Consider the following 18,426-nt stretch of genomic DNA (forward strand, 5'->3'; position numbering starts at 1 on the left):
TCAGCCTCTCACGGGTTGGCCAAATCGGAAGGCGCCGAAATAGAGGTCGCCGCCGAAGATCGGCGGGCGGTAGACCTCGGTATCGACGAGGATGGTGTCGCGCGCCGACTTGGCGGTGCGGATGGCGTCGAGTACGCGCGCGAGCTTGGTCTGGTCGGATCGGACGAGATAACCCTGGACATAACGGCCGAAGGTCCAGCGGTGCCGGCGGCCGAGCACCGCCACCGCCAGTTCCGCGGTGCGCGGCGCGATGCCGAGCCGGGCCTTGCCCATGAAGGCGATGGCGCCGGTCCTGGCGATGCTGCGGCGCGGGTCGTGCAGCCTGATGCTGTCATAGATGGTCAGCGCCGCCCGGCTCGGCACCAGATAGCGGCCGGTCGGGATCACGCCCGAGAACAGGCTCTTGCCGCCGCGGCCGAGCTCGTGGACCGTCTCCGGCACGATCGAGACCGGGCTCAGGCCCTCGGTCGCCGAGGTCAGCCGGTCGTAACCGTCGAGCGAGGCGGCGGCAAAGGACACCGAGACGATGCGGCTCGCCTGCACCGGCTTGGTGAAATAGCGGGCGTAACGATGCCCGGCGCCGAGGAAATAGCCGCCGCGGCCGCGGCCGGGGATCAGGTAGCGTTCGGCGCCATGGACCGGCTGGCCGGTGTCGGTCGCCACCGTCTCGATCTGCAGGGGCGTCACCGTGCCCTGGTCGTGCAGGCTGGCCCGCCGGCCGAACAGGAGCGGCGCCCGGCTCGGCAAGGGAAAGGCCGGGATGCGGTTGCCGGCATCCGACAGGAACGAGCGGATGCTTCCCATGAGCGGGCCGCAGATCAGCCGGCGCCCGGCCCGCTCGCGGTCGGAGCGGGTGCGGATGCGGATCTCCGGCAGGCGCTTCATGAACTCGAGCCGCTCGGCGAGCGTCAGGCCGGCGGAAACATAAAACTTGGCCGGCGGCACCACGGCGCGCACCAGTTCGCCGCCGGCGAGCTGGACATAGCGGCGGATGCCCTCGAGCGTGCCCTTTTGCCGGTGCAGCGCCAGCGACTGGGCGCAGACCCAGCGCTTGCGGTCGAGCGGCCAGTCCTCGTACCAGATATCGACCGACAGCGCCCAGGCGAGATAGGGCAGCAGCCGTTCCGGGCAGGTCCAGGGGTTCCACAGGGTGTCGATCGGGAAGGCGAGATCGAAGGCACGGCCCTTCAGGCTCGCCAGCGCGCGCTCGGGCGTGGTCGCATTGCGCGGCAGGAGATGGTCGGCGAAGGCGAACCCGTCAGCCATCCCGGCGCTCCGTGCGGATGTCGATCGAGACGGCGCGGGCCACGCCGTCGAAGCCGGGGTCGAAATGCTGGAGCGGTTCTTCCAGCAGGCAGCGGGTGACGCCGGGCACCCGCATGGCGGCGATCAGCGCATCGGTGCCGACGATCTCGCCGACATGGGCGCTCGCGTGATCGGCGACCGCCCGGCAGCGTTCCACCGCGATCTGGCGCAGCATGGCCGGATCGGCGCCGGCGCCGTGCTGCAGCACGCCCTTGATGCGATAGGCCATGGGCCGGGCGATGCCGACCGAGACGACATCGGTCAGGGGCTTGTGTTTCCTGACCTCGTCGAGAATGGCGAGCGACACCGCGGCCGGGTCGAGATCGTCGGGCGGCAGGGCGATCAGGGTCAGCCGCCGGTCCAGGTCGTCGGAGACGCCGAGGCCGGCATCCATCAGCCGGGGCACGGCGGTCAGCGCCCAATAACGATAGCCGCCTTCGGTGCCGGTGCCGGCATAGGCTTCGGGCGCCAGGCGGATGCGGTCGCGGAAGCGGTCGTCGCTTTCCATGACCGGCGCCACCGGCGGCACGGCATCGGCGTCGCCGGCCGTGACGACCAGCCGCCGGACGCCGAGATCGGCATAATAGGTCGCGGCGATCTGGTCGAGATCGGCGCCGCTGGAGGTTGCCAGCAGCACCGCCTCGCAGCGCTTGTTGTCGCGGGCGAGCTTGTTCGCCAGCGCATAGGCCCAGACATGGCAGGCCTTGACGAAGGGATCCTGGTCGAACACCCCGGTCCACTCCGGCAGGCGCCGCTTCAGGTCGGCGATCCAGTCGAGCACCAGGCGGTCGGGATCGATCGGATCGATGATCGTCGGCGGCGCGAGCAGCGTCAGGTCGATCGGGGTTGCGCGTGGTGAGACCGGGATCATCGGGCGATCTCCCGCTCGGCGCCGACATCGTCGACCAGGTCTTCGAGCCTGACCGTCAGCCTGGTGACGCCGTCCTGGCCGATGGTCCGAGGCGTGATGCCGCGAAAGCGCAAGGGCGCCGCGCCGGTCTCGCGGTGGCGGATCTGGTCGAGCGCGCGGGCCATGGCGACGCTGACCCGCGCCAGGGTCTCGCCATTGGCGGGTCGGTCGACCAGCGCCATGTGCCCGGCGCCGAGCTCACGCTGCAGCACGCGCGTGCCGGATGGCGTGGTCAGCGCGTCGGCGACCAGGGTGCCGGCGACATAGGTCCAGCCGCTCACCAGCGCGAAGCTCTCGCGGTCGATGCCCGTGATCGTCACCTGATGTCCCCTTCCGGTTTGCAGTCGTTCGCTGCGGTCTTTGGCTTCGGTTCGGTCAAGACGGCCCGCGTCAGAGATCGGGGTTCGGATCGGCGCCGACCACCACCTCGGAGGAGGCGACGATCCGGCCGCCCGACACCGCGATGAAGGCCGAGCCGACACGCAGCTTGGCAACCCCGTTGCCGGCCGAGAACGAGGCGGCGTTGGCGCCCTCGCCGACGCGGCCATGGAGCCGGTCCTCGCGCCAGGTCATGCGGGTCTTGCCGGTCTGAATGACGCCTTCGTCGGCGCGATCCGACGGGCTTTCCTTCTGATCCGAATAGGTGCCGGGCTCGACGACGCTGGCTTCCGAAATCTCGCCGTCGACCGAGACGACGGTGACCTTCTCGCCGGCTTTCGGCAGGAAATGGGTCTGGAACCGGCCGTTCATCTCACGCGTGCGGATCCACGGCGTCATCAGCTCCTGGCCGGGCGTGCCGACATCCACCTTGATCCGGCGCTTGGCCGCATCGACCTGTTTGACCGTGCCCTCGACGCGGTTGTTGGCGCGCCGGCGGTCCTCGTCCTGCTGGCGAAACACGATCTCGCCGATGATGTCTTCCAGCGAGGTGCTCATGACGGGGCTCCCAGTTCGGCGATGACCTCGGCCGGCATGACCGCGACGACGGTCTCGCCGCGCTCCCATTCGGCGCTGACCAGCGCCGCGCCGATCTCGGCATCGAAGCTGTCGGCTTGCGGGGTGCCGATGATCAGCTGATGGACCCAGGACACGGTGTGGCAGACGATGCCGTCGGGCTGCAGCTCGATCGGCGTGTCGAAATCGACCGCCAGCGCGCGCGTCTCGGTGACCCGGTCGATGCCCGGCAGCCAGGAGACCAGCTGGGCGGCGAGGCCGACCGCCGCATCGGCGGTGGCGCGGCCGGCCGCGGCCAGCGTCGGGAAGCTCAAGGACGCCCCGCCGCGGGCGACGAAACAGGCGGAAAAGGTGATGGCCAGCGCGCCGTCGCCGGCCTCGACCGGCTCGACCGTGGCCTTGCCGCGGGACCCGAGAATGACCCGCAGCGCCGGATCGGCCATGGCGAGCGCGCGGATGTCGGCGATGCCGGGCGTGCCGGGAATTTCGGTGATCGGCGTCGCCGCCGGCACATGGGTGCCGGCAAAGGTGGTGATGCGGTCGACCAGCGGTCCGAACAGGCTCATGCCGGCCTCCGCGGGCTTGCGCCGAGGCCGACGACCGCCACCCGAACCGCGCGGGCGATGACAGGGATCGCGCCGGCGGCAGCAAGGGCCACGCTGGCAGGAGCCGCCGAGGCGCGGAGAGGTCTCGCGCGGGCCGGCTCGGCAACAGGGGTGTGGGTGGCGGTCGTCATGAATGGACCTTGGCCCACCCGCGTCCGCGCAATGAGGGCCGCATTTGCGGCCCGGGGCGCCGGTTCGGCAAACGAACCGGCGCGCAGGGAGCCTAACGCGGCGGGCGCCGGGCGTCCAATGGCGCGCCCGAGGGCCGGGACGCGTCGCCGGCGGTGTCCGGGGGGTTTGGACATGTGGGATGGGCAGCGGAGGGGGAGGGGGCGCCGGGGGCACTCCGGCGGGGGAAGTGACTTGGCAGCGCGGGCGCGGCGCATTCCGCGCCGCCCCTGTGCAAAACCCGACCTCTTGCGAGCCTCGAAGGACGGCCGACCTCTGTGCTGCGCATGAGACGCGAGCTTTGCGTCCGCCTCGCCGCCACCCGCCCCTACCGGCTGCGGTCCTCGATCAGATAGTCCTGCATGCGGCTGGCCATGGCCGCGACCGGCTTCAGCCGTTCGTCCATGGTCTCGAGCCGGCCTTCCAGCCGGGCGATCGCCATTTTCATGCGATGCGCGGTGTCCTTGTCGGGCAGGTGTTCCAGCTCGCCTTCGGCGCGGGTCAGGCGGTCGTCGAGCTGGTCGATCTTCAGCGCCAGCGCGCCGTGCCGGCCGGCCGCCTCGGTGCGGTTTTTCTCGACATCGTCCTTGGCCGCCCGCGACCGGCTGGCCACCACCGTATAGGTCAGCGCCACGGTGGTGACGATGATCGATAGCCAGCTCGGGATCGAACCCGGGTCCATCACGACGGCCCGCCGGCCGGCATGTCCGCCGGCGCGGCCGGGGCTCGGCGCTGCAGCCGCGCCGCCGTCGGGTCCGGATAGGCGACGCGGTCGAGCTCGAAATGCCGGCCGTCGAAAAGCCCCTTGATATGGCCGCCCCAGCGGATCCTGACGCCTTCGGCCGCTGCCGCCGCGGCAAAGCTGCGGGCGATCGCCTGATAGGACGCGGCGCGATGATGTGGCTTGCCGCCATCGGTCGCCACGACATCGACGGCGAAACCGCCGAGGTGGCGCGACTGAAGCGTCCTGGACTTGCCGTCGCGGACCAGCTGGCGCTGGCGGGCGAGACTGCGGCGGCCCTCGGTGACCTCGAACGGCGTGCCGGCCTCGGCGGCTTGCGCGGCGGCGCGCAACACGACGCGCCGGAGATCGGCATGGACGCCGTCGAGCTGGGCCAGCGACGGAGGGGTGAGGAATCGACTCATGACGGACATCCAAGGCACCGGCCGCACCGCGACGGCGCGCTGGCGCTGAGAGTGGTTGATGGGGCGGGCAATAGGAGGGGCGGCAAACGCCTCCCCAATCGCGGCGACCTAGTCGAACAGATCGTCCTGGCCGCGGCGGCCGCGCGCCTTGGCGAGCTTCGGTCCGCCGCGCGCCTTTTGCTGGTTGCGCTGCACCGTGGTGCGGTCGATGCCCAGCGCATGGGCGATTTCGGTCTGGCTGGCGCCGGCAGCACTCATCCGGATGATCGCCTCGCGCCGCCGCCGGGCCTCGCCCGCCAGCGCCGGCGGGATCAGCACGGTCTCGCCGCCGAACAGCGACACCAGCTTGCGCGCCGCCTCCAGCCCGAGCAGCTGCGTCAGCGGATGCTGCTGGCCGAGCCGTTTCGGCACATAGAACCGCCGCCCGGCATAAGCGACGCCGAGGCTCAGCGCCGCCTTGGTGCCGGCGGCCTCGGCGATCTCCATCAGCCGGGGCGGCAGATAGGTCCGGCGCTCGGTCATGATCCGGGCTTCCCGCCAGCCAGCTTGCTGGCCATCCTGCCCGCCACCTTGGCCAGGTGGCGGGCCCGCATGGCCTTCAGCGCCTCGGTCACGCCGGTGGCTCCGGCGACATCCAGCCATTCGGGCTCGTCGACACCGGCCATACGCTTGACGAAGGCGCCGAGGGCAGAACGGCTGCCATCGTCGAGCGCGCCGAGCCGGCCGAGATCGGTCCACAGCGCGAAGACCTTGCGGACATGGCGCTTGGCCGACGCGGTCGGGCCCGCCATCCCGCCGCCAACCTTGGACCTCCAGCCGAGCCGCTCGAATCGGGCGACCACCCGCGCGAGTTCGGCCCTGTCACAATCCGCCGCGCTGTGCTTCGCCGTCTCGGCGGCGAGCAAGGCGCGATAGCTGGCCTCGTCCAGGCCGAGGTCGCGGCGCGCGATATGGATCTTGGCGAGCAGCGCGCGCCTCGCCGGGCGATCGTCGTCGATAGGCTCAGACGCGTTCATCGAACCTCGCCCCAGAAGGCCGGATGACCTGATATGGCCAGGCACAGCACGGCGATGCCGAGCGCCATCAGGAAGGCGCCGAACGTGCCTTTCGGGGCGGCCTCGGCCGGGGCCAGGCGGCCGGCCGCCGAGGCGGCGAGCCACCAGCCGAGCGCGAGCGCCATGGCGACGGCACCGCCGGTCGAACTCAGGAGGATGGCCAGCGGCAGCGGGCTCATGGCTCTTCTCCCCCGGCCGGATGGCGTTCGCAAGGCACCGCCATCAGCGGAATGATCGTCGCCGGCGCCTGGTCGACGGTGGTCCGGGCTGGGCCGGGCGCCCTGTCGCGCCCGAGGAAATTCGGGAGGTCGATGATCACGGCGCTCGCAGCCGGGTCGTGCGCTTCCGACGCCGTTTCGGCGCGATCGGCCGGTTCGGCGCAGAGCGCCATCAGCCGGCGCTCGCTGTCCTCCAGCCGGCGGGCCTCGGCGGCGAGATCCCTCAAGCCCTCGGCGAGCCGGCCGGCAAGCCCGGCCGAGAGCGGCAGCCGGGCCCGGCTGGTCCGCTGGAACAGTTCGGCCAGGTCGGCGAGCAGGCCGGACACTGTGGTCATGGCGCGGTTTCCTCCGGGTCTTGCAGGCAGGCGACCACCGGCGTGGTTGCCAGGGTGGTCACCGGCATTTGGCGGTTGGCGTCGAACAGCCGGTCGCCGCGCGGCTCCGGCGCGCGCGGCCCGCTATTGGCGGCCGGGTTCAGCCGCCAGTGGCAGCTGCGGCCGGCGGCGAGCCGGAACACATAGCCGGCACGCGCCAGCCGGCGCAGAAAGGCGCCGGCCGCGGCGGGCGAGACCACCACCGTGTCGGTGCTGGCGGTCAGGCTCAGCTCGCGCGTGTCCACCGCGCCTTTCAGGCCGCGCAGCGCGGTCCAGATCTGTTGCCGGCTTTCGGCCGCCGGCTTCGGCCTTTTGACCGTCATCGTCGTGGCTCCGGCCCGGCGGGTCATCGGCGCTGCCTGACCGGCGCGGCGCCGGTGAAGAAACCGCCGCCATAGGCGGCCCGGTCGACCGCCGTCGCGCCCTTCACCGCGGCCCATTCGGCGACCCGGTTGAGATTGACCACGATGCGCCGCGCGCGGCCCTCGGCGATCTCCCGGATATGGTCGATGAGGTCGTCGGCGAGCGTCACGCGGGCGGCGAAAAGCCCCGCCAGCTTGCGCGCGTCGTCGAGGTCGCAGGGTTCGGCCATGGCCCAGTCGAGCACCCGGCTATGGGTGCGCTCGGATCTCATGAGCTTTTGCGGCAGGGCCTCCTCGCCGATCAGCACGACCGGCACCTGCGCCCCCTCGTGGATCTCGCGGATGAGTTCGATCATGCCCTTGTCGACCAGCCGGTCGGCCTCGTCGATGAAGACGGGGGCATGACCGGGCGCCGCCAGCCGGATGATCAACTGCTCGGCCATGTCGGCGACGGTGCCGCGCGGCTCGCTCACGCCGTCCTCGCGCAGCAGCGCGCGCAACAGGCTTTTCCGGGTCCAGCTGTCGCCGATCTCGACGCGCAGCGCGCCGCGGATCTTGTTCTGGGCATAGATCGCCGCCCAGGTCTTGCCGAAGCCGGAATGGCCATAGAAGGCGCCGAGCCCCGGCAGATTGGCCGGCCGGGCGATCAGCCCGTTGACCAGGCCCATCATCGCCACGACGTTCTTCAGCGGCGCGAAGCTCGGCGGCGCGGCGGCCGGCGGGGTCGATCGGGGTGTCGATCCGGTGGTCGACAGGGTTGTCGATAGGGTTGTCGACAGGGTTTTGGAGCTCATCGCTTGTCCCTCTTGCGTGATGCTTGGGCCCCGCTGCCGGGGCGGTCTGGTCCAGCCGCGTTCAGCGCAAGGCCTGGTCGCCGAAATCGGCGTAGAGCGTGGCGAGCGACCGGTATTCCGGGGTCTGGCGGTAGCCGCCGAGCCAGAGCGCCTCCTCGGTCGACAGCGTCTCGGCGGCGGCGAGCCGGGCCTCCAGCCCGAGCGCCCGGCGATAGCGGATCTGCGGTGTTTCGAAGGAGCGAAGCGGGGTGACCTCGGGCGTCGGATCGGCCGCGGGCGCCGGCCCCGGCACGGCCTCGCCATGGCTCGGTGGCACCGCTGCGCGGCCAGCCCTGACGGCGCTGCCGGCGGCGGCGAGTTCCGGGGTCGAATGCGCTTCGGCGCGTTTCGGAAATTCCACCAGCGTGCCGGCGCGCGCCGCCGCCCGCCGGTTCAGGGCCTCGACCACGTCGCGCGGCTTGATCGCCCGGGCCTCGCGGCGCAACGCCTTGGTCCCCTGGTCGATGAAGCGCTTCTGGCTGGCGCGGGTCTCGGCGACGATCGCCGCCCGGTCGAGGCCGGCCATGCCGGGAGCGAGCGCAATGGCCCGAAACGTCTCGCCGTCCTCGGCGAAGACGAAGACCCGGCCCATGTCGGCCGGATCGAGCCGCACGAAGACCCGCTCGCCGACCCTCAGCTCCGGGCTGAGATAGAACAGGTGGTCGATCCTCAGGCCCTGCTTGCCGACCGTGCGATAGCCGTCCTGGCCGGCGATCGGCGCGCAGAGCAGGGCGAGCGCCGCCTCGTCGGCGACCCGGCGCACCGGCTGGCGCCAGGCCGCCGCGACCTGGAACGGCGTCGCGCCGGCAAGGCCGCCATGCGGCCGGTGGGCATAGCGCCCCTCGGCCCAGGTGTCGCAATAGCGGCCGAGCTCCGCGGCCGAGAGGTCGACGCAAAAGGCCTGGGCGTCGTCCTGGCCGAGCCTCGCGGCAAAGGCCTTGCGCTGCTCGATCACCTTGCGGTCGGCCACCGAATGGCCAATGAAGCCGGGCAAGGTCGCCATCAGGTCGCGCTGCACCGTGCCGATGGCGCGTTCGACCGTGCCCTTCTCCTCGGGGCTGAAGGGGTTGGCCGTATCGGCCTCGATGCCGAGCGCGGCGAACAGCCGTTTCGACGCCTTGGCGACAAAATCCGAGCCATTGTCGGTCTTGATCCGTTCGGGCACGCCCCAGGCGATCAGCGCCTTGCGGATCAAGAGCGCCACGGCCTCGGCGCGCGGCGTCCGGGTCACCAGGATGGTGAGCCGGCGCGAGAACACGTCGATGCAGACATAGAGGCTGTAGCGGCCGTCGCGGGTCAGCACGTCGGCGGGCGAGGCGTCGATCTCCCACAAGGCGTTCAGCGCGGTGACCAGATGGGCGCGCGCGCCCGACGCCCGGTAGCGGCTCTTGAAGCCGTCGGGATGGGTCAGCGCCATCAGTTCCATGGCGTGGCCGGCGCGCCAGCGCTTCAGCGCGGCCTGGAAGGCCCGCACCGTCGGCATGGCGACGCTGCGGCCGCGATAGCTCAGCGTCTCGCCATAGAGGTCGATCAGATAGTCCCTGACATGGTCGGCCGAGAGCGCCGGCTGGCGCACGATCAGCGCCAGCGCCTTGACCTTGATCTCGCCGTTCTCGGCCTGCTCGAGAATGCCCTGGCCGCGCCTGGCCGCGCCGCGGTCGACCGCCAGCCGACCGATATCGCCGCTGCGCCGCATGGCGAGCCAGCGCATCAGGGTGCGCCCGGAGAGCCGCTTGACGGTGGCGCGGACAAAATCCGGCACGGCGAGGTCGCCGCGCCGATAGAGCCTTGCAAAGATCGACACGGCGGCCATGCGCGGCAGGTCGGCCGAGCGTTCGAAGGCGTCATAGGCGCCGATCAGGGCGAGCCTGGCGTCGCGCTCGGCCTGGGCCTGCCGGGTGGTTGCCGCCGCGATGTCGGGGGCGGCCTGGACCGCCGCGAGCCCGGCTTCGATCGTGCCACCCATCTGGCGCGCGGCATAAGCGAGCCTGGCGTCGAGCGGCAGCAGCCCGACGTGATATTCGAAGCCGCCGCCGCGGCCGGCGCGCGGCCGGGCCAGGGCGCGATGGCTCGACCAGCCGTCGCGGGCGGCCTTGCGCGACATGGCCTCGCGGCTCTCCGGCAGGCCGGGCAAGGCGAGCCTGGCAATCTCATCCGCGGTCAGCCAGGTTTTCACGGGCCCGTGGCCTCGCATGCTTCGGCGGCCTCGCGTGCTTCGGCGGCCGCGCATGCTTCGGCGGCCTGATGCGCCCCGGCCGTAAGGTCGATGACGCCCGCGCCAATATGGCTTTCGATCCGCCGGCGCAGCCGGAGCGAGCCGCGTTCCCACAGCGCGACGAAGCGCTGGAACGCCTGTTCGTCGGGGTCGGTCAGGCGCGGCGGAGCGAGCCGGGTGGCGATCCGCGCGGCCTGGACGCTGCGCGCCGCGCCGGTGGCGATCGCCTCGGCGCAGGCCTGCTGCTGATCGGCCGGCAGCGCCGCCAGCGCCATGAGCTCTGCCTGGTTGTCGGCGATCGGCGCATGCCTGATCGCCGCGACAATGGCGGGCGACAGGCGCCCCGCCAGTTCGACCGCCCGCTGCACCACGCGCTCGGACAGGCCGGTGCGTTTCGCCGCGTCTTTCGAATAGCGCTGGAAAGTCGCCATGGTGGCGACATTGCCGGCGAACTCGCCCAGGGCCTTGCCATCTCCGCGCGGCTCGGTCTTGCGGCCTTTCCTGGCCTTGCCGTGGGCGGCCTCCGGGTGGAGGCTCTCATAGATGCGCTTGCGTTCGGCCAGGAAAATCGCCCGGTCGAGCGCGGTCAGCTCGTGGCGGATCAGGTTCTCGTCGATCTCGACCAGCCGCGCTTCGGCTGCCGAGAGATCGAGCCTGATCGCCGGGATCTCGGTCCAGCCGAGCCGTTCCGCCGCCGCCACCCGGTGGCCGCCGGCGACCAGGATGATGCTGTTCGCCGCATCCGGGCCGGGCCGCACGATGATCGGCGCCTGCAGGCCGATCTCGGCCATGGAGGCCGCCAGCGCCTCGACACGGGCGGCGTCGCTCGGCCGGAGCCGGCCGGAACGGTCGATCGCGGCGAGCGGGCAGGGGAAGATCAGGCCTTGCATCATGCGGCCCTCCGGTCGCCCGGCCGGCTGGTCGCCGCGGCCGCCTTGATGCGGGATCGGCCGGGCGCGCTGAGTCGGTTGCCGGTCTTGTCCCAGCGTTCGGGCCAGAGCTCGTGCAGTTTTTTGCCGACGGCCGTGGCAATGGCGATTTCGGCGCGCCGTTGCGGCCGCCGGAGCGCCGTGCGCAGCGTGGTCGGCGCGATGTTGGACGCCCGGGCAATATTGGTCAGGAAGCGGAACCTGGATTTTTTCACCAGCGCCAGGATGTCGGCTGCGTGCATGGGGTGTTCCCGCAGGTCAGGTCATTCACGTCGCCGTCGCAAGCATCGAAAGGCAACTTATGTTGCTTGTAGTGCGATGCCGAAGCGCCTACAACGAGAAGAGAACGTGAATTGCCTAAATTGGGGCCAATATGATGGATGATGCGCAAGAAATGGCATCAAGGCTGCTGGCGAACCGGCTGCGCCGGGCCATCGCCGCAGCCGGCGGCCCGCGCCGGGTCGCGCGGGCGACCGGCGTGTCGGAACGCACCCTGCAGCTCTATCTCGCCAGCAAGGCCGACCCGAAGATCGGCAAGCTCGCGGTCATCGCGCAGGCCTGCGGGGTCTCGCTGGACTGGCTCGCCGGGCTTTCGGAGCGCGCCGCACCGGCCGGCGCCGCACCCGACGAGGCCGGCATCGGCATCGAGGCCGATCCCGACACCGTCCAGCTTGCCATTCTCAATGTCGCGGCGGCGGCCGGGCCCGGCCGCTGGAACGAGCGCGCCGAAATTGTCGGCCGGCTGCCCTTCTCGTTCGATAAGCTCAGGCGCCACGGCGTCGATCCCGCCAGGGCCCATGCCATCCGCGCCGCCGGCGACAGCATGTGGCCAACCATTGCCGACCAGGCCCTGGTGCTGGTCGATACCGGCAGGCGCGACATTGTCGAGGACGCCATCTATGCCTTCGTGGTCGACGACCAGGCGCGCATCAAGCGGATCCAGCGCGGCCTCGACGGCAGCCTGATCTTCATTTCCGACAATGCCGCGCTCTACGGCCCGGACCGGCTGGCGCGCGACCGGCTCGACCAGCTCGAGGTCGTCGGCCGGGTGTTCTGGAGCGAGCGCCTGTTCTGAGCCCCGCCAGGCCCGGACCACCGCCTGAACCGCCCGCCGGCGTGGCAGACAGATCCCCTGCCGCGCGTCCGTCCAGCCGGCCCCCGGCCGCCGGCCGCCGCCGCGACGCATCATCTCGACATGGCGTCGTCCGGCCACGGCGACGTCGACCTGCGCCCTTGACCTGCACCCTTGGCCTGCACCCTTGGCCTGCACCCTTGGCCCGGACGCCTGGCCTGGACGTTTGACCGGTTCGCCTGGACGTTTGACCTGGACGTTCGGCCGGGTCGCTTGGCCTGCACGCCTGGCCGGCTCGCTTGGCCGGCAATCTCCCGCGGCCTCGCTTCGGCCCCCGGGGCCGGCGGTCACGGTTCGCCGCCGCCCGCGGCCCGGTCATTCCCGGCGCAAGCGCTTGATCTTCCGAACACAACAACCGGCCGACCGCGCCCGCCCCGGGGGCCGCCGCCGCGGTCACGGTTGGCGCCGCCGCCACGCCCGGTTCCGCCGCCTTGCCGGCACTCCGGCGGCTCGGATCACCGACCACTGCCATGCGATCCATCGCCGGCCCCGCCCCCCGCGATCCGCCCGGCCCGGTCCCCGCCGCACCTCAAGCCTCTGCGATAATGACAACTTTCCCAACCCCCGCGGCATCTTGCCGGCCCCTGCGGGATGCCACCTGATGCTTCGCGTTACAGGTACAAAGTCAGCGGAAGAAGCGGTCGAAGAAGCCTGCGCCCGGCTGCGGACGGATCACGTCGCCGCGGTTTTCAGGTTCGCCTGACCGGCCGGCCACCCGCCGCGGTGCCTGGTCGGTGCGGGACATCAGCATCGGCTGATCGATGATCTCACCAGGCAGGGCGCGGGTCGGAACACCGAAGGAGCGCCAGTTGCCCGGCAGATCGACGACCTGCTGGCCACGATGGGCCTCGGCCATGACCCGGTTCCAGATCTCGACCGGCAGGCTGCCGCCGGACAGCCGCTTGGTCGGCTGGCCGTCGTCATTGCCGAGCCAGACACCGGCGACATAGCGGCCGGTATAACCGAGGAACCAGGCGTCGCGGAAATCCTGGCTGGTGCCGCTCTTGCCGGCGGCGATCCAGCCGGGCAGCCTGAGCGCGCGGGCCGTGCCCGAGACCGTGGTTTCGTGCATCATGGCGTTCATCATCGCCGAATGCTGCGGCTCGATGACCCGGCCCGGATTGACCGGCGTGCGCCGGAACAGCACACGGCCATTGGTGGTGCGGATGCGGGTGATGACATGCGGGATCACGCCGTTGCCGCCATTGGCGAAGGGCACATAGGCCCCGGTCAGCTCGAGCAGCGTCACTTCCGAGGTGCCGAGCGAGATCGACGGATTGGCCTGCAGCGGCGAGCCGATGCCGAGCTTCTGGGCGGTGCGCACGACGCTGCGCGGCCCGACCTCATTGGTCAGCCGGACGGCGACCGTGTTGAGCGAGGCGGACAGCGCCGTCGACAGCGTCACCTCGCCGCGATAGTCGCGAGTATAGTTTTCCGGACGCCAGCCGGCGATGGCCACTGGCGCGTCGGCCCGGGTCGTGTCGGGCGTCATGCCGCGCTCCAGCGCGCTCAGATAGACGAAGGCCTTGAACGCCGAACCGGGCTGACGCCGGGCCGCCACCGCACGGTTGAACTGGCTTTGGGCATAGTCGCGGCCGCCGACCAAAGCGCGCACCGCGCCTTCGGTATCGAGCACGACCACGGCGCCCTGGCGCACGTCGTACCGCGTGCCGCTGCGCGAAAGCACCTCGTTCAGCGCGGCCTCGGCGGCCTGCTGCAGCGGCGCGACGATGGTGGTTTCGATCACCAGGTCGGTCTCGACCTTGCCGACATAATCGTCCAGCAGGTCCATGACCCAGTCGGCGACATAATTGATCGAGCCGCTGGCGGCGGTGCGGCTGGTTTCGGCCGGATTGGCGATCGCCGCCTTGGCCTGCGCCTCGGTGATGTAGCCCTGCTCGGCCATGGCCATCAGCACGAGCTGGGCGCGCGCTTCGGCCGCTTCCGGGTTGCGGGTTGGCGCCAGCCGCGAGGGCGCCTTGACCAGGCCGGCAATGGTCGCTGCTTCGGCGAGCGTCAGCGCGGTGGCCGGCTTGTCGTAATAGCGCCGCGCCGCGGCTTCGATGCCATAGGCGCCGGCGCCGAAATAGACCCGGTTCAGATAGAGTTCGAGGATCTGATCCTTGGAATAATTGGTCTCCAGCCAGAGCGCCAGGATCGCTTCCTGGATCTTCCGGCCCATGGTCCGATCGGGCGTCAGGAACAGGTTCTTGGCGAGCTGCTGGCTCAGCGTCGAGCCGCCCTGCGACACGCCCCGGTTGGTAATATTGGTCACGACGGCACGGGTTAGACCGATCACGTCGAGGCCGAAATGTGAATAGAAGCGCCGGTCCTCGATGGCGATCAGTGCCTGCGGCACGTGGCGCGGCAGGCTTCTGAGCTGTACCGCCGCGCCGCCGGTATCGCCGCGATTGGCCAGTTCCGCGCCGTCGGCGGCAACGATCGCGATGTTCGGCGGTCGCCTCGGCACTTCCAGCGTATGGGTCGGCGGCAGGCGGGCGGCATACCAGGCGACGACGCCGGCGCAAATGATCAGTCCCCAGACCGCCGCGGTCAGACCCCAGACCATCAACCGGCCAAAAATGCCCCGCCGTTTGCGGCGCCTTGGCGCCTCATCCTTGCTCGGCCGGCGTTTTGGCTGCTTGCGTGGCATAGGGCGCGGTTCGGGCTCCTGGATGTCTTGCGGATCGGGGCGGCGCTTGGCTGGCTTGGCGGGGCTTGCAACGCGCACGGAAGGTCTGTCCTCGGGCATCGCGCGAAGGTCCATGCCGCCGCGCGCCGTCCCGAAGCTCGGCTCGATTCGATCGTTGCCGCCGCGTCCCCGTGCCATCGCCCTGGATATCACCACCCGGCCCGCCATGGGCCGCACCCTTTCCTCGCTTCTTTGCAATAATCAGGGCGCAATGAAGGGGTCGTTAAGGCGATATCGCGTCACGCTTTCATTGTTGGTCAAGGTAAAGGGACATTTACCGCTTTGCCGGGGTTTTGACAGGAAACATGAAACAACCGGGCGGGTACATCGTCTCCTCTTGGAGCCCGTGCAGATGTCGTCAAGTCCCGCCGGCGTGCCGCCCGAAGCCGGCGACAGAGTGTCTGAGACCATCATCGCCGAAGCCCTGTCGATTGCCCTGCTGGCCCGGGTACGCACCATGCGCGTTCTGCTCGAGACCGAAGATGGCGGCCTTGTGCCGGCCTCGGACGCTGCCGTCCTGCACGGCCGCCTGGAAAAGATCGAGGCTCAACTCGAGGCGCGCCGCCGCCCGCCCGACGACCAAGGGGTCGACATCGTCTATCTCGATTGATGGTCTTCCCATCAATCCTGATTGATCGGTTTCGGTCGATCCCGATTGGTCGGCTTGTTCATCAATCCCGATCGATGAGCCGGCCTTCAGCGGCTGCCGTCGTCTTCCAGCACGCTGGTCAGCACCCTGCGGATCGCCGCCTGGCGTTGCGCGGTCTGCACCTTGGCGCCCATCAGGTCGGTGACATAAAACACGTCCACCGCCTTCTCGCCGAAGGTCGCGACATAGGCCGAGCCGATATTCAGGCTGTGGCGCGACAGGGCGGCCGTCAGGTCGTGCAGCAGGCCCGGCCGGTCGAGCCCGGACACCTCGATCACCGTGTAGCGGTTCGACCAGGTGTTGTTGATGGCGACGTCCGGGGCGATCCGGAAGGTGCGTGAACGCTGCCGGGCCGATGATTTGCGGTGTGCCGCCGCGACCGCCTCGCCGACCTTGATCTCACCGCGCAGCGCCTTCTCGATACTGTCGGCAATACGCTTGGCGCGCCGCTCCTCGTCCTCGTCGCGATCGAAGCCACGGCTGATCGAGATCGTGTCGAGCGCCAGGCCATCGGTCGTCGTGTAGATCTGCGCGCCGATGATATTGGCGCCGGCTGCGGCGCAGGCGCCGGCGATGATCGACAGGAGCCTCGGGTGGTCGGGGGCGAGCACGGTGAGATGTGTCACCCCTTGTCCGGCGACCAGGTCGACGCGGGTCGCCAGCGACTGGCCGGCAGCCTCCGCTGCCAGCAGGAAGCGGGCATGTTCGATCTTGGTGGCGAGGTCGACCTTCAGCCAATAGGCGGCATAGTGACGGCCGATATAGGCCTCGAGCGTCGGGCCGGAGAGATCGGGCAGCGCCTCCGGCACGGTCCGGCGAAACTCCTCCTGGGCGATTTCGACCCGCCGCGTGCGGTTCACCTCCGAGAAGCCGCCGGTCACCACCGGTTCGGTTTCGTAATAGAGCGTGCGCAGCAACTGGCTCTTCCAGCCGTTCCAGACGCCGGGCCCGACGGCGATGATATCGGCCGTGGTCAGGATCAGCAGCATCTTCATGCGCTCGAGCGACTGCACCACGCCGGCGAAGGTCTCGATGGTCTTGCGGTCGCTGAGATCACGTGACTGGGCGATGGTCGACATGACCAGGTGGTTCTCGACCAGCCAGGCGACCGTTTCAGTCTCGGCCTTGGTCAGCCCGAACCGCGGCCCGAGCCGGCGCGCCACCTTGGCGCCGGCGATCGAGTGATCCTCCGGCCGGCCCTTGGAAATGTCATGCAGGAACAGCGTGATATAGAGCAGATCGCGGTTGCGTGGCTGGATCGTCTTGATCAGGTCGGCGGCCAGCCCCAGGTTCGGATCGCCGCCCCGCTCGATCTGCTGCAGCGTGCCGATGCAACGCAACAGATGCTCGTCCACCGTATAATGGTGGTACATGTTGAACTGCATCATCGCCACGACGCGGCCGAAATCCGGCACGAAGCGGCCGAGCAGGCCCGCCTCGTTCATGCGCCGGAGCACCACCTCGGCGGTATTGGCCGAGGTGAGGATGGCGATGAACAGCTGGTTGGCGATCGGATCGTGGCGCAACTTTTCGTCGACCAGCTTGAGCGAGCGGGTCAAGAGCCGCATGGCGTCGGGATGGAGCGCCAGGTTGTAGCGGTCGGCGAGCGCGAAGATGCGGATCAGGTTGACCGGGTCACGTGCGAAGGCCTCGGCGTCGGAGACGGTGATCCGGTCGTGATCGATCTGGAAGTCCGGGCTCTCCTTGAAGCCGCGCGGCGATTTCGGCCGGAGCCTGGCGATGAACCGGTCGAGCACCGGCGCCGGCTTTTCGTGCCGCTCTTCCAGTTCGGCGCAGAGGATGGCGGTGAGGTCGCCGACATCCTTGGCCACCAGGAAATAGTGCTTCATGAAGCGCTCGACATCGACCAGGCCCGAATGGCCGCGATAGCCGAGGCGCGGCGCCAGTTCGCGCTGCAGGTCGAAGGACAGCCGCTCCTCGGCGCGGCCGGTGAGAAAATGCAGGTGGCAGCGGACGGTCCAGAGGAACCGCTCGCAGCGCCGGAAGGTCTGCGCCTCGCGGCGGGTGAAGACGCCTTTCTTGGCGAGTTCCTCATCGGTCTTCACCCGATAGGCGTAGCGGGCGATCCAGAACAGCGTGTGCAGGTCGCGTAAGCCCCCCTTGCCGTCCTTTACATTGGGCTCGACCAGATAACGCGACTGGCCGGTCTTGCGGTGCCGCTCGTCGCGTTCGGCAAGCTTGGCGGCAACAAATTGCGGCACGGTGCCACGCACCACCTCGGCGCCGAAGCGCTGTTCCAGCTCGTTGAACAGCACCATGTCGCCGAGGATATGGCGCGCCTCCAGGATCGCGGTCCGGATGGTCTGGTCGGCGCGCGCCTGGCGGATGCATTCGTCGACCGAGCGGGTGGCGTGGCCAACCTTCAGGCCCATGTCCCACAGGCAGTAGAGAATGGCCTCGGCGACGCTCTCGCCCCAGGCGGTCTGCTTGTAGGGCAGCAGGAACAGGAGGTCGATGTCGGAGCCCGGCGCCAGCATGCCACGGCCATAACCGCCGGTCGCCACGACCGTCATCCGTTCGCCGGATGACGGGTTGTCGGAGGGGTAGAGCTTGGTGACGATCCAGTCGTAGACGACGCGGATCACGTCGTCCTGGAAGCGCGACAGGGCCTCGGCGCAGCTGCGCCCGTCGGCGTCGGCGATCAGCCGCTGCTCGGCCGTCTTGCGCGCTTCGGCAAGCCAGCGCTTGAGGATCTGGACGACAGCCGCGCGGGCTTCACGGCTATTGCCGGCATGGACGCCGACGGCGCCGATATCGCGGGCGATATCGGCGGGATCGACCAGCGGGCCGTGGTCTGCGGCCCGTCGGCGCGGGCTGACTTCGAGGGTCGTCTGATCCATCGGTTCTCACGGTCGCAT

Annotated in this window: 20 protein-coding genes; 2 read left to right on the forward strand and 18 right to left on the reverse strand. The window is 70.0% G+C overall.

The annotated features are described in order from the left end of the window. The 16 genes from E8M01_RS15755 to E8M01_RS15830 all read right to left on the reverse strand — a co-directional run bounded on the left by E8M01_RS15755 (position 1) and on the right by E8M01_RS15830 (position 11,316). Entirely contained in the window at positions 1-1,266 is a 1,266-nt protein-coding gene (locus tag E8M01_RS15755) for a phage tail protein I (protein ID WP_136960979.1), read from the reverse strand. Continuing rightward, a complete protein-coding gene (locus E8M01_RS15760) occupies positions 1,259-2,176 on the reverse strand; it encodes a baseplate J/gp47 family protein (protein WP_136960980.1) in 918 nt (305 codons plus the stop codon). Before E8M01_RS15760 ends, E8M01_RS15755 begins: the two co-directional genes overlap by 8 nt. Next, positions 2,173-2,535 (reverse strand): GPW/gp25 family protein, encoded by a 363-nt coding sequence (locus E8M01_RS15765; protein WP_136960981.1) that lies wholly within the window; start codon positions 2,533-2,535, stop codon positions 2,173-2,175. The genes E8M01_RS15760 and E8M01_RS15765 overlap by 4 nt, the downstream gene beginning before the upstream one ends. Positions 2,536-2,605: 70 nt before the next feature. Next, the gene (locus E8M01_RS15770; protein WP_170181912.1) at positions 2,606-3,151 is read right to left on the reverse strand and encodes a phage baseplate assembly protein V; all 546 of its coding nucleotides are present in this window, start codon (positions 3,149-3,151) and stop codon (positions 2,606-2,608) included. Next, a complete protein-coding gene (locus E8M01_RS15775; protein ID WP_136960983.1) occupies positions 3,148-3,735 on the reverse strand; it encodes a hypothetical protein in 588 nt (195 codons plus the stop codon). Before E8M01_RS15775 ends, E8M01_RS15770 begins: the two co-directional genes overlap by 4 nt. Before the next feature lie 535 nt (positions 3,736-4,270). Then, entirely contained in the window at positions 4,271-4,627 is a 357-nt protein-coding gene (locus E8M01_RS15780) for a DUF2730 family protein (RefSeq protein WP_170181913.1), read from the reverse strand. Next, the gene (locus tag E8M01_RS15785) at positions 4,624-5,088 is read right to left on the reverse strand and encodes a M15 family metallopeptidase (RefSeq protein WP_136960985.1); all 465 of its coding nucleotides are present in this window, start codon (positions 5,086-5,088) and stop codon (positions 4,624-4,626) included. The genes E8M01_RS15780 and E8M01_RS15785 overlap by 4 nt, the downstream gene beginning before the upstream one ends. 108 nt (positions 5,089-5,196) lie before the next feature. Then, on the reverse strand, positions 5,197-5,610 hold the full coding sequence (locus tag E8M01_RS15790; RefSeq protein WP_170181914.1) for a helix-turn-helix domain-containing protein: 414 nt from the start codon (positions 5,608-5,610) through the stop codon (positions 5,197-5,199). Next, positions 5,607-6,104 (reverse strand): gp16 family protein, encoded by a 498-nt coding sequence (locus E8M01_RS15795; protein WP_136960987.1) that lies wholly within the window; start codon positions 6,102-6,104, stop codon positions 5,607-5,609. Before E8M01_RS15795 ends, E8M01_RS15790 begins: the two co-directional genes overlap by 4 nt. Further along, positions 6,101-6,322, reverse strand: coding sequence for a hypothetical protein (locus tag E8M01_RS15800; protein WP_136960988.1), 222 nt, complete (start codon positions 6,320-6,322; stop codon positions 6,101-6,103). The genes E8M01_RS15795 and E8M01_RS15800 overlap by 4 nt, the downstream gene beginning before the upstream one ends. Then, positions 6,319-6,696 carry a hypothetical protein gene (locus tag E8M01_RS15805; RefSeq protein WP_136960989.1) on the reverse strand — a complete coding sequence of 126 codons (378 nt, stop codon included), beginning with the start codon at positions 6,694-6,696 and terminating at the stop codon, positions 6,319-6,321. The genes E8M01_RS15800 and E8M01_RS15805 overlap by 4 nt, the downstream gene beginning before the upstream one ends. After that, complete coding sequence (locus E8M01_RS15810; RefSeq protein WP_136960990.1) at positions 6,693-7,058, reverse strand: hypothetical protein; 366 nt, start codon at positions 7,056-7,058, stop codon at positions 6,693-6,695. Before E8M01_RS15810 ends, E8M01_RS15805 begins: the two co-directional genes overlap by 4 nt. 23 nt (positions 7,059-7,081) lie before the next feature. Then, a complete protein-coding gene (locus tag E8M01_RS15815; protein ID WP_136960991.1) occupies positions 7,082-7,891 on the reverse strand; it encodes an AAA family ATPase in 810 nt (269 codons plus the stop codon). Positions 7,892-7,952: 61 nt separating this feature from the next. Further along, positions 7,953-10,106, reverse strand: coding sequence for a DDE-type integrase/transposase/recombinase (locus E8M01_RS15820; protein ID WP_170181915.1), 2,154 nt, complete (start codon positions 10,104-10,106; stop codon positions 7,953-7,955). Further along, complete coding sequence (locus tag E8M01_RS15825) at positions 10,103-11,038, reverse strand: ParB/RepB/Spo0J family partition protein (protein WP_136960993.1); 936 nt, start codon at positions 11,036-11,038, stop codon at positions 10,103-10,105. The genes E8M01_RS15820 and E8M01_RS15825 overlap by 4 nt, the downstream gene beginning before the upstream one ends. Then, entirely contained in the window at positions 11,035-11,316 is a 282-nt protein-coding gene (locus E8M01_RS15830) for a helix-turn-helix domain-containing protein (protein WP_136960994.1), read from the reverse strand. Before E8M01_RS15830 ends, E8M01_RS15825 begins: the two co-directional genes overlap by 4 nt. Positions 11,317-11,468: 152 nt before the next feature. Between E8M01_RS15830 and E8M01_RS15835 the strand changes: the two genes are divergently transcribed. After that, a complete protein-coding gene (locus E8M01_RS15835; protein WP_170181916.1) occupies positions 11,469-12,149 on the forward strand; it encodes an XRE family transcriptional regulator in 681 nt (226 codons plus the stop codon). Positions 12,150-12,831: 682 nt separating this feature from the next. Here the strand turns inward: E8M01_RS15835 and E8M01_RS15840 are convergent. After that, positions 12,832-14,775 carry a transglycosylase domain-containing protein gene (locus E8M01_RS15840; protein ID WP_246088750.1) on the reverse strand — a complete coding sequence of 648 codons (1,944 nt, stop codon included), beginning with the start codon at positions 14,773-14,775 and terminating at the stop codon, positions 12,832-12,834. A gap of 196 nt (positions 14,776-14,971) precedes the next feature. Between E8M01_RS15840 and E8M01_RS35070 the strand changes: the two genes are divergently transcribed. Then, positions 14,972-15,508: a hypothetical protein gene (locus E8M01_RS35070; RefSeq protein ID WP_170181690.1), complete on the forward strand. Its 537-nt coding sequence runs from the start codon at positions 14,972-14,974 to the stop codon at positions 15,506-15,508. Positions 15,509-15,594: 86 nt separating this feature from the next. Here the strand turns inward: E8M01_RS35070 and E8M01_RS15850 are convergent, their stop codons facing one another. Then, on the reverse strand, positions 15,595-18,408 hold the full coding sequence (locus tag E8M01_RS15850) for a [protein-PII] uridylyltransferase (protein ID WP_136960998.1): 2,814 nt from the start codon (positions 18,406-18,408) through the stop codon (positions 15,595-15,597). Between the last annotated feature and the right edge of the window lie 18 nt (positions 18,409-18,426).

The sequence above is a fragment of the Phreatobacter stygius genome, assembly GCF_005144885.1.
Taxonomy (GTDB): Bacteria; Pseudomonadota; Alphaproteobacteria; order Rhizobiales; family Phreatobacteraceae; genus Phreatobacter; species Phreatobacter stygius.

Bases quoted from the DNA above. Each gene is read 5' to 3' on its own strand.
- E8M01_RS15755 (WP_136960979.1), bottom strand. From the start codon at position 1,266: ATGGCTGACGGGTTCGCCTTCGCCGACCATCTCCTGCCGCGCAATGCG.
- E8M01_RS15760 (WP_136960980.1), bottom strand. From the start codon at position 2,176: ATGATCCCGGTCTCACCACGCGCAACCCCGATCGACCTGACGCTGCTC.
- E8M01_RS15770 (WP_170181912.1), bottom strand. From the start codon at position 3,151: ATGAGCACCTCGCTGGAAGACATCATCGGCGAGATCGTGTTTCGCCAG.
- E8M01_RS15775 (WP_136960983.1), bottom strand. From the start codon at position 3,735: ATGAGCCTGTTCGGACCGCTGGTCGACCGCATCACCACCTTTGCCGGC.
- E8M01_RS15785 (WP_136960985.1), bottom strand. From the start codon at position 5,088: ATGAGTCGATTCCTCACCCCTCCGTCGCTGGCCCAGCTCGACGGCGTC.
- E8M01_RS15790 (WP_170181914.1), bottom strand. From the start codon at position 5,610: ATGACCGAGCGCCGGACCTATCTGCCGCCCCGGCTGATGGAGATCGCC.
- E8M01_RS15795 (WP_136960987.1), bottom strand. From the start codon at position 6,104: ATGAACGCGTCTGAGCCTATCGACGACGATCGCCCGGCGAGGCGCGCG.
- E8M01_RS15800 (WP_136960988.1), bottom strand. From the start codon at position 6,322: ATGAGCCCGCTGCCGCTGGCCATCCTCCTGAGTTCGACCGGCGGTGCC.
- E8M01_RS15805 (WP_136960989.1), bottom strand. From the start codon at position 6,696: ATGACCACAGTGTCCGGCCTGCTCGCCGACCTGGCCGAACTGTTCCAG.
- E8M01_RS15810 (WP_136960990.1), bottom strand. From the start codon at position 7,058: ATGACGGTCAAAAGGCCGAAGCCGGCGGCCGAAAGCCGGCAACAGATC.
- E8M01_RS15815 (WP_136960991.1), bottom strand. From the start codon at position 7,891: ATGAGCTCCAAAACCCTGTCGACAACCCTATCGACAACCCTGTCGACC.
- E8M01_RS15825 (WP_136960993.1), bottom strand. From the start codon at position 11,038: ATGATGCAAGGCCTGATCTTCCCCTGCCCGCTCGCCGCGATCGACCGT.
- E8M01_RS15830 (WP_136960994.1), bottom strand. From the start codon at position 11,316: ATGCACGCAGCCGACATCCTGGCGCTGGTGAAAAAATCCAGGTTCCGC.
- E8M01_RS15835 (WP_170181916.1), top strand. From the start codon at position 11,469: ATGGCATCAAGGCTGCTGGCGAACCGGCTGCGCCGGGCCATCGCCGCA.
- E8M01_RS15840 (WP_246088750.1), bottom strand. From the start codon at position 14,775: ATGGTCTGGGGTCTGACCGCGGCGGTCTGGGGACTGATCATTTGCGCC.
- E8M01_RS35070 (WP_170181690.1), top strand. From the start codon at position 14,972: ATGCCGCCGCGCGCCGTCCCGAAGCTCGGCTCGATTCGATCGTTGCCG.
- E8M01_RS15850 (WP_136960998.1), bottom strand. From the start codon at position 18,408: ATGGATCAGACGACCCTCGAAGTCAGCCCGCGCCGACGGGCCGCAGAC.